9 protein-coding genes are annotated in these 7,551 nt (G+C 18.5%); 6 read left to right on the forward strand and 3 right to left on the reverse strand.

Annotation, left to right across the window (positions count from 1 at the left end; all coding sequences use genetic code 11):
- On the reverse strand, positions 1-376 hold a 376-nt coding region (locus ACLHHF_RS02125), incomplete at its 3' end, for a hypothetical protein (RefSeq protein WP_411308187.1).
- 500 nt (positions 377-876) lie between these two features.
- Here ACLHHF_RS02125 and ACLHHF_RS02130 point away from each other — a divergent pair.
- From ACLHHF_RS02130 to ACLHHF_RS02140, 3 genes are all read left to right on the forward strand, one after another.
- Positions 877-1,548 carry a hypothetical protein gene (locus tag ACLHHF_RS02130; protein WP_411308188.1) on the forward strand — a complete coding sequence of 224 codons (672 nt, stop codon included), beginning with the start codon at positions 877-879 and terminating at the stop codon, positions 1,546-1,548.
- Positions 1,549-1,645: 97 nt separating this feature from the next.
- Positions 1,646-2,512, forward strand: a complete 867-nt coding sequence (rnhC, locus tag ACLHHF_RS02135; RefSeq protein WP_411308189.1) for a ribonuclease HIII — start codon at positions 1,646-1,648, stop codon at positions 2,510-2,512.
- Positions 2,513-2,556: 44 nt separating this feature from the next.
- The gene (locus ACLHHF_RS02140; protein ID WP_411308190.1) at positions 2,557-2,985 is read left to right on the forward strand and encodes an HIT family protein; all 429 of its coding nucleotides are present in this window, start codon (positions 2,557-2,559) and stop codon (positions 2,983-2,985) included.
- Positions 2,986-3,012: 27 nt separating this feature from the next.
- Here the strand turns inward: ACLHHF_RS02140 and serS are convergent, their stop codons facing one another.
- Positions 3,013-4,284 carry a serine--tRNA ligase gene (serS, locus tag ACLHHF_RS02145; protein ID WP_411308191.1) on the reverse strand — a complete coding sequence of 424 codons (1,272 nt, stop codon included), beginning with the start codon at positions 4,282-4,284 and terminating at the stop codon, positions 3,013-3,015.
- 48 nt (positions 4,285-4,332) lie between these two features.
- Positions 4,333-4,596 (reverse strand): 30S ribosomal protein S20, encoded by a 264-nt coding sequence (gene rpsT, locus ACLHHF_RS02150; RefSeq protein WP_411308192.1) that lies wholly within the window; start codon positions 4,594-4,596, stop codon positions 4,333-4,335.
- A 312-nt stretch (positions 4,597-4,908) separates the two neighbouring features.
- Between rpsT and pgsA the strand changes: the two genes are divergently transcribed.
- The 3 genes from pgsA to ACLHHF_RS02165 form a co-directional block, all read left to right on the forward strand.
- Positions 4,909-5,538, forward strand: a complete 630-nt coding sequence (pgsA, locus tag ACLHHF_RS02155; protein WP_411308193.1) for a CDP-diacylglycerol--glycerol-3-phosphate 3-phosphatidyltransferase — start codon at positions 4,909-4,911, stop codon at positions 5,536-5,538.
- A 59-nt stretch (positions 5,539-5,597) separates the two neighbouring features.
- Positions 5,598-6,632 carry a recombinase RecA gene (recA, locus tag ACLHHF_RS02160; RefSeq protein ID WP_411308194.1) on the forward strand — a complete coding sequence of 345 codons (1,035 nt, stop codon included), beginning with the start codon at positions 5,598-5,600 and terminating at the stop codon, positions 6,630-6,632.
- Between the two features lie 379 nt (positions 6,633-7,011).
- Positions 7,012-7,551 (forward strand): sigma-70 family RNA polymerase sigma factor (locus tag ACLHHF_RS02165; protein ID WP_411308195.1); only part of this gene is annotated, 540 nt, incomplete at its 3' end.

Consider the following 7,551-nt stretch of genomic DNA (forward strand, 5'->3'; position numbering starts at 1 on the left):
CTTTTTTTGCATTATTATCATTATTTGTATTTTCATTTTTTGAAATAACTTTTTTTTCATTAACTAAAGAATTATTTTGTTTTATCTTATCAGTTTTATTTGTAAAGTAATTTTTTATATAAGATGCAAAATAACTAAAGGCTGAATTAAAAATCTCTCTCTTTTTTTTTGAAATATATTTTTGAGATTGTGAATAAAATTCGTTACTTTCGTTATTATTATTAACAACATTATCTGAAATACTTTCTTCTGAAGATAAATTACTTGAATCATCTTTGAAAAAAATTGTTTTTATTTTTTGTCCAAAAAATAAATAAAAAAGTAATAAAAAAACGACTAAAGAAAAAATTAAAAAAATTTTTCTGAAATTATTCATATAAATTGTATTTATGGTACCCTTTTGTATTTTGTTATATTTTTTATTTTAATATTTAATTTTAATACAATATAATAATATCACTAGAATTTTAATACTAAACAAGTATAAATATAAATACTAAAAATTGGTTATACAAATAAATTTTCTTAGTATTATAAATTATTATAGCATAAATTATTAAACTTTATAAAAATATATATTATTTATAATATATTTAATTATTAATACATTTTTATATTTTTTTATGTATTTTTTATTATTTATAAAACATTCATTTTTACTCTTCAATTTTTAATTTAGTTTCTTAAAATCATGTAAACTTATTAAGATTATAGTATAATGTAGAGTGTATTAGTTTAAATTTTTAAATTAACTTTTACTTTTATAAATTTAGAATAAAAAAAATATAATTAAAATTAAAATTCATTTTGATAAAGAAAGTAGGTTGAATTAATATAAATAATGATAATAATATTATTTTAAAATTAAAAAATATATTGGATCAGTTAAAAGACAATATTATAGCTACTTTAATAATTTTAATTATAATTATATTTTTTTTAGGAACTTTATATAAATTTTTATGTATTTTTTTAAAGATGATATGGAAATTATTTATTATACAATGGAAATCTAAAAGTAAAAATGAAAAAAATAAAGATATAAATTTAAAATATTTAGAAAATAAAAATGATCCAAATAATTTTAACAACAATTTATCATTAATAGAAATAAAAACTTTAGAATTATTATCAAAAGAAAATGATAATAGTTATTATCGTAATTTAGAAATAGAACAAAAATTAAATTTTCAAAAAATTGAACAACAATTAATGATAAAAGATATGGAAAATAAATTACAACAAAAATTATTCGAAATGGAAATAAAACAAAAAATTAATAATTTAAAATCAAATATAGAAAATGAAAATAATGAAAGTAATGAAAATAATCATATAAATAAAGAAAAAATTAATTTGAAATTACATGAAGAAATTGTAACATATTTGAAAGATATGAAAAAAGATATAAAAGATATTCATTTTTCTATTATAAAAGATAAAAAAATAAAAACTTATTATAGTGCTGAAGAACAAATATTATATATTAATCCATACGATTTATTTAATTTAGAAGAAGATAAGAAAAAAATATGTTTAAAAAATTAAATGTTTAATATTTTGAAATACTATTTTAAAAATAGTATTTTTTATATTTTAAATATTAATTGTATGATACAATATAAAAAAGGGGTAAAAGTTAAATATGAAAAATTATTCTTTTACATTTGACGTATCACAATTAAAAAAATTAAAAAAAATTTATAAATCTTTTTTAATAGAAAAAGAATTTAATAATAATAATATTTATTTTTTTTTACAAAAAGGTAACACAAAAATGACAGCTTATAATAACGGAACTTTTTTTATAAATGGTGAAAATATTCAAGAAGAAATATTAAATATAAAAGAAATATTAAATATAAAAGATTATAGTGCTATTGGTTCAGATGAAGTAGGAACTGGAGATGTTTTTGGTTCTATAGTAGTTTGTTCTTCTTATGTAACTAAAGAAAATATTTCATTTTTAGAAAATCTTAATATAAAAGACTCTAAAAAATTAACAGATGAAAAAATTATTCAATTAGTTCCTCAAATTATAGATAAAATAACTTATTCTTTAATTTCTATAAACCCTTATAAATATAATATTTTAACTAATAAAGGTTTTAATTTGAATAAAATTAAAGCTATATTACATAATGATATGATTTTAAAAAATTTAATAAAAATAAAAAAAAATGTTAACGTTATTTTAGATAAATTTACTAGTTCTAAAAATTATTTTAATTATTTAAAAAATGAAAAAAAAGTTTATAAAAAAATATTTTTTTGTAATAAAGCAGAAAAAATTCATATTAGTGTAGCTGTATCTTCTATGATTGCGCGTTATGCTTTTTTAAAAAATATATTTTCTTTAAGTCAAAAAATAGGAATAAAATTAAAATTAGGTGCTTCAGTGGAAGTTGATAAACAAATAAAATTTATATATGAAAAATATGGAATGAATATTTTAAAAAAAATTGCTAAATGTAATTTTAAAAATATAACAAAACAATTTACTAAAAATTAAATATTATAAAAATTTTAAATTAAAAAAAGGATAAAAATAATAAAATGAACAACAAAAACAATAATACTATTTTTAGCCAAATAATTAGTAGAAAAATCCCTAGTTATATTATTTATGAAGATAATGAAATAATTTCTTTTTTAGACATAAATCAGTTTACTAAAGGTCATACTTTGGTTGTAACCAAACAAGAATATACTAATATTATAGAAGTTCCCGAAAATATATTTTTACATTTATTTAAAATAGTGCAAAAAATAAGTAAAACTTTAATTAAAACTTTTCAAACTAAAGGTTTAAATATAATTAATAATAATGGTAGTATCGCTGGACAAACAATTTTTCATTTTCACGTGCATTTATTACCACGTTTTAATGAAAAAGAAATTATTTTTAATTTTAATAAAAATAATAAATTAAATGCAGATTATTTTAAAAAAATACAAAAAAAAATTATTAATAATTTTGAATAAAAAAATATGTTTAATAGCATATTTTTTTTATTTAATTATATCAGTTTTCATATAAGAACGTAAAACTTTAGGTATGGTAATTGTACCATCTTCATTTTGATAATTTTCTAAAATAGCAATTAATGTTCTTCCTATAGCTAAACCAGAACCATTTAAAGTATGCACGTATTTATTTTTTTCTTCATTTTTAGAATAAAACTTAATATTAGCTCTGAAGGATTGAAAAGATTCTGTATTGCTGATTGAAGAAATTTCACGGTAACTATTGCTACCAGGTAACCAAACTTCTATATCATAAGTTTTAGAAGCACTGAAACCTAAATCATGAGGTGGTAACATAACCACTTGATAAGGTAATTCTAATTTTTGTAAAACTGTTTCTGCGTCTTGTAACATATTTTCTAACTCCAAATAAGAATCTTGGGGTTCGGTAAATTTGATTAACTCTACTTTATTAAATTGATGTTGTCTTAAAATACCTCGCGTGTCTTTTCCAGCAGTACCTGCTTCTTGTCTAAAACAAGTTGTAAAAACAACATAATTTAATGGTAAATTTTTTTGAGATAAAACTTCATTGCGATGCAAATTAATAGCTGGCACTTCACCAGTAGGATTTAAATACCAATTATTACTATTTTCTAATCGATAACTATCATTTTGAAATTTTGGTAATTGTCCTGTACTGAACATAGATATATCATTAATAATAAAAGGTGGAATTATTTCTATATAACCTTTTTCACTATGTAAATCCATCATAAATTGCATTAAAGAACGTTCTAAACGCGCTCCTAATCCCTTATATACAATAAAACGACTTCCAGTAATTTTAGAAGCTCTCTCAAAATCTAAAATATTTAAATTTGTTCCTAATGTGACATGATCTTTAATATTAAAATTAAATTTTTTAGGAGATAAATATTTTTTAAAATTTATTTTATTGTTATTTTTTGAAAATAAAATTATTGATTCATGAGGTAAATTAGGAATATTTTTTAAAATTTCTAACATTTCAGAATTTGTTTTTTTAAAATCATCTTCAAGAATATGAATTTCATTTTTTAAAAATATACTTTTTTTAGAAATATTATCAATATTTTTTCTATTTTGTTTTAAAATAGATATTTCTTTAGAAATTTTATTTTTTTGATATCTTAATTTTTCAATGTTAACTATTATTTTTTTTTTTTTAATATTTAAAATAAGTAATTTATTTAAATATGAAAAATCACCTGTTCTAGTATTAAGTTTTTTTATTACTTCTTCTATATTTTTAATAATAAATTTTAAATTTAACATAATTAACCCTTGAATTATATTTAAAAAAATTGTGAAAAAAATAATTTATTAATTTATATTATTAACTAATTTAGATAAATTAGATTTATGTCTAGAAACAAAATTTTTAGAATATATATTTTTTGAAATACCTTTGTCTAATTTTTTATATGATAAATTTAATAATAATAAAGCTTCTTTTTTATTTTTATTTTCAATTGCTTTATTTAATTTTTTAACAGCTGTTTTTACAGATGATTTAAAAGAAACATTTTTTAATCTACGTTTTTCATTAGTTTTATTACGTTTAATTTGTTGCTTAATATTTGCCACAAGATTCACTTCCTACAATTTTATTTTTATAAATTTTATAAAGACTATATATAAAATAAATACATATGTAGATATTTATTTCATTTCACATTTAATTTTAACAAATAAAAAAAAAAAAATCAAATATATTCAAAATATTAAATTTAATAAATATTTAATATTTTTTTTAAAATGATTTAATTTAATATAAAATTTTTTTTATTCTATTATGTTAAAATATATTAAGTAGATAAAAAGTAACATATATTATTTATCAAAATAATTTTATAATTTAATTTTTAAAAAATTTGAATAAATGGAGTGCTTATATAAATGATTGCAAATTCAATCACTACTTTGAGAATAATTTTAATTATTATTATGTCTTTTTTTTTAGGTTTAAATGATAATTCTTTAATATTAAAAGACAATAAACCACAAATTATACTTATAATATTTCAAATTTTTTTTATTATAGCAATAATAACAGATTTTTTAGATGGATATTTTGCTAGAAAATTTAAACAAAAAACTCATTTTGGTAAATTTTTTGACCCTATAGCGGATAAATTATTAGTTATAAACTCCCTCTTTTTTTTATACAAAATATATGATGTTACTGGAAATAAAATGAATGAAGAAATATATTCAGATATTATAAAAATAAAATCAATAATAATAATGGTTATAATGATTATAATTATTAGAGATTTTTTGGTAACAGGAATAAGATTATTAGCTTCTGAAAAAAATTATATTATTGAAGCTTCTTTATTAGGAAAAATCAAAACTGCTTTTACTTTTATAATTATTGGATTTTTATTATTTAAATCAATTTATTTTAAAAGCTATTTAAAAAAAGAAGAAATAATAATTTTACTATTAATTATAGTTATTTTGACTTTAATTTCTGGAATAAATTATTTAATAAAAAATTTTTATATTATTAAAAATAATTTTTAAAATATTTATTATAATTAATACAATGAACGACAAATATAAAATATTATTAGGAGAATATTATGGAAAATAATAAAAAAGAAAATAATAAAAAAGAAAATGACAAAAAAGAAAATAATTTAAAAATTTTAGAAGAAACTATAAAAGAAGTGGAAAAACAATTTGGTAAAGGTAGTATTTTTAAATTAAATTCTAATAATAATCAAAATTTAGAAACTATTCCAACAGGTTCAATGTCTTTAGATATTGCATTAGGTATTGGTGGTTATCCTAAAGGTAGAATTATTGAAATTTTTGGACCCGAAAGTTCAGGTAAAACTACTTTAACTTTACATGCTATTGCAGAAGCTCAAAAATTAGGAGGCAATGTCGCTTTTATTGACGCTGAGCATGCTTTAGATTCGAAATATGCTAAAGCTATTGGTGTTAACATCGATGAACTTGTTTTATCGCAACCAGATAGTGGTGAAAAAGCTTTAGATATAGCTACATCTTTAATTAAAAGTGGTAGTATAAGTTTATTAGTTATTGATTCTGTAGCAGCCTTAACGCCAGAATCAGAACTAATGGGAGAAATGAAAGATATTAATGTAGGCTTGCAAGCAAGAATGATGGGAAAAGCAATGAGGATACAATCAGGTATAATTTCTAAAACTAATACTGTTGTAATTTATATTAATCAATTAAGAGAAAAAGTAGGAAATTTTTATGGTAATCCCGAAGTTACTACAGGTGGAAAAGCATTAAAGTTCTTTTGTTCTTTGCGTTTAGATATTAGAAGAACAGCAGAAAAAATTAAAAATAATAATGATGAAATTATTGGTGTTAAAAGTAATATTAAAATAGTTAAATCTAAAGTTTCAACACCTTTTAAAACAGCAACAATAGATATTATTTATGGAAAAGGTATTTCAAAAATAGGAGAAATATTAGATTTAGCTGTAGATTTAAATTTAATTAAAAGAAATGGTGCATGGTATAATTATAAAGACGAAAATATTGCACAAGGTAAAGAAAATGCTAAAATTTTTTTACAAAAGAATTTAGAAATTTATAATTTTTTAGAGGAACAAATCAGAAAAAAATATAAAATATAAAAATTAATTTTTAATTTATTAATAATTTGAACAACCTACTTTTTATAACCATTATAAAGCACAAAAAATAAAAAATATTTTATAAATTTAATTATATAGTAACTAAAAAAAATAATTAATTTAATTTTAATAAAAAATTTGACAAAATATTTTTTTTGTTTATCATATAGTTAAATTTAATAAATAATTTTTCTTTTGGTACTTCTAATGGTCCTATTTTCCAATATTTATAGCGACTTAAAGTTCCTCCTCCTATTTATTAATCAAAACTATAATCACTCGAAATGTTTCAAAACTTTGGACTTTTTAAAAACTAAATAAATTAATTATTTAAATCGATATTAAATATCGATTTTTTTTGTTTTAAAAGGGTCAAAAAATGTTAAATAATTTAAATACTGAACTTGAAATAAAAGTTCAAGCTTTTTTATTAGATTCGCAAAATCTTAAATTACGTGATGAGATTTATGAATTATGTGAAAAACCTCTTAGACAGATAGCAAGGAAATTTAAATTACCTCCAATGTTAGAGCGTAATGATTTAATTCAAGAAGGTTATTTATGTTTAGATGACACAATAAAAAAATATCGTAATAATTTAAGTAATTTTATTACTTTTTTTTATATTCAAGCACAAAATAAAATGCGTGATTTAATTCGTAAAACAGATGGGATTAAAAGTCATGTAGCTAAATATAATGAATTAGCTAATCAATATAGTAATGAAGATATTGAATATTTAGTTATTGATGAAGATAATGAAGAAAAAATATCTAATAGTTTAGGAGAACAATATTTTTTAACTCCTGAACAAATATTTATGCGAGAAATTAAAGCTGAAAAAATCGCCATTAAAATTAAATCAGCTAAATTAACTAAAAACGAATTACAAGTATTTGCAGTGGACCAGAAAAATGGA

This window comes from Candidatus Phytoplasma pyri, from assembly GCF_046600495.1.
Lineage (GTDB): Bacteria > Bacillota_I > Bacilli_A > Acholeplasmatales > Acholeplasmataceae > Phytoplasma > Phytoplasma pyri.

Bases quoted from the DNA above. Each gene is read 5' to 3' on its own strand.
- serS (WP_411308191.1), bottom strand. From the start codon at position 4,284: ATGTTAAATTTAAAATTTATTATTAAAAATATAGAAGAAGTAATAAAA.
- pgsA (WP_411308193.1), top strand. From the start codon at position 4,909: ATGATTGCAAATTCAATCACTACTTTGAGAATAATTTTAATTATTATT.
- recA (WP_411308194.1), top strand. From the start codon at position 5,598: ATGGAAAATAATAAAAAAGAAAATAATAAAAAAGAAAATGACAAAAAA.
- ACLHHF_RS02140 (WP_411308190.1), top strand. From the start codon at position 2,557: ATGAACAACAAAAACAATAATACTATTTTTAGCCAAATAATTAGTAGA.
- rnhC (WP_411308189.1), top strand. From the start codon at position 1,646: ATGAAAAATTATTCTTTTACATTTGACGTATCACAATTAAAAAAATTA.